The organism is Vibrio sp. Vb0304, assembly GCF_033338995.1.
Lineage (GTDB): Bacteria > Pseudomonadota > Gammaproteobacteria > Enterobacterales > Vibrionaceae > Vibrio > Vibrio alginolyticus.
Window position 1 is genome coordinate 1 of record NZ_JAWOTT010000269.1, and the last position, 1,144, is coordinate 1,144.

Genomic DNA, 1,144 nt, shown 5'->3' on the forward strand with positions numbered 1-1,144 from the left:
AAAAAGTTTTAAAGAGAAAAAGCACCCAGCGACGCGTGCTTTCCAAGCGTTCCGTATTTACATCAACAGTGAGCTAGAAGAAATTGATACTGCGCTGAAAGGCGCGGCTCGTATTTTAGCTCCTGAAGGTCGTTTATCTGTCATCAGTTTCCATTCGTTGGAAGACCGCATGGTAAAACGCTTTATCCGCAAAGAAAGTAAAGGTCCTGAGGTTCCACATGGGATTCCTTTGACGGAAGCGCAAATCAGAGAGCTTGGCAGCGCAAACATGAAAACTGTTGGCAAAGCGATAAAACCGAGCAAACAAGAAATTGACATGAACCCTCGTTCGCGCAGTTCTGTGCTAAGAATTGCTGAAAAGCTTTAATTATTATGACGAAACCCACTCCCAACCTTGCTAAGTTGATCGCCACGGATTTAATTACCGTTGGTCGCTGGTCATTACTATTGTTGCTATTGATCATGGCATCAGCAATGGGAGTGGTATTTGCTACCCACCATGCGCGTCAAGCGATCACTGAAAAAGATCACACTCTGGTTGAGCGCGAGCGATTAGATAGCGAATGGCGCAACCTGATGTTGGAAGAAACCGCCTTAGCAGAACACAGTCGAGTGCAAGATCTTGCGAAAAAGGCTCTTGAAATGAAACGACCCGACGGCGATAAAGAAGTGGTTATCACGCTAAAATGATAAGAAAGAAAACCAACGCTAAACAAGGAAATAAGCGTAAGTCTTCTGCGAAACCCAAAGCCGCAGTAAACGACACCAAAACCGCACCGAAAACAGCGAAAGTAGAAGTAGAGCCATCATTTTTGATTCGCTGGCGCTTCCATTTATTGCTGTTTTTTGTTTTCTGCGCCTTTGCGCTTCTTGTCGCTCGTGTGGCCTATATTCAAATCATCGAGCCGGATAATCTCATTAAGCAGGGCGATCTACGTTCGATTCGTGTTAAGTCTATCCCGTCTGCACGAGGCATTATTTCTGATCGCAATGGTGAACCTTTAGCGGTGAGTGTGCCTGTTGAAGCGGTTTGGGCCGATCCAGCCACCATTTTTAAAGAAAATGCGCTAAGTCAGAAACAAAACTGGTATGCCTTAGCAGATGTGTTAGGTGTGGAGCGCCAAGGCCTGATTGACAAAATCAA

General features: G+C 45.4%; 2 protein-coding genes and 1 pseudogene. All 3 read left to right on the forward strand.

What is annotated here, in order from left to right; translation table 11 throughout:
• Positions 1-367: 16S rRNA (cytosine(1402)-N(4))-methyltransferase (gene mraW, locus R7P35_RS25545; RefSeq protein ID WP_318093219.1), on the forward strand; the 367-nt coding region annotated here is incomplete at its 5' end.
• A gap of 5 nt (positions 368-372) precedes the next feature.
• Positions 373-690: a cell division protein FtsL gene (gene ftsL, locus R7P35_RS25550; RefSeq protein ID WP_203504976.1), complete on the forward strand. Its 318-nt coding sequence runs from the start codon at positions 373-375 to the stop codon at positions 688-690.
• Positions 687-1,144 (forward strand): annotated as a pseudogene (locus R7P35_RS25555) (peptidoglycan glycosyltransferase FtsI); the annotation flags it as partial. The gene ftsL and the pseudogene R7P35_RS25555, both read left to right, overlap by 4 nt.